At 44.4% G+C, this 552-nt stretch carries 1 pseudogene; it reads left to right on the forward strand.

The window, feature by feature from the left end:
• Positions 1-552, forward strand: a pseudogene (locus GMD6S_RS11640) (DNA-directed RNA polymerase subunit beta); the annotation flags it as partial.

The raw sequence follows: 552 nt of genomic DNA on the forward strand, positions 1-552 counted from the left end.
CATCAATGGTGGTGAACGTATTATCGTTTCTCAGTTGGTCCGCTCACCAGGTGTTTACTTTAACGACAAAGTAGACAAGAACGGTAAAGTGGGATACGGCTCAACTGTTATCCCTAACCGTGGAGCTTGGTTGGAACTTGAAAGCGACTCAAAAGACATCGCTTATACTCGTATCGATCGTACTCGTAAGATTCCATTTACGACCTTGGTTCGTGCGCTTGGTTTCTCAGGTGATGATGAAATCTTTGATATCTTTGGTGATAGCGAATTGGTTCGCAATACTGTTGAAAAAGATATCCACAAGAATCCAATGGACTCTCGTACAGACGAAGCCTTGAAAGAAATCTACGAACGCCTTCGTCCAGGTGAGCCTAAGACTGCTGAAAGCTCACGTAGCTTACTTGTGGCTCGTTTCTTTGATCCACGCCGCTACGATTTGGCAGCTGTTGGTCGTTACAAGATCAATAAAAAACTCAACGTTAAAACACGCTTGCTCAACCAAACCATTGCGGAGCCATTGGTAGACCCTGAAACTGGTGAAATCTTGGTAGA

The sequence above is a fragment of the Streptococcus sp. GMD6S genome (genome assembly GCF_000297015.1).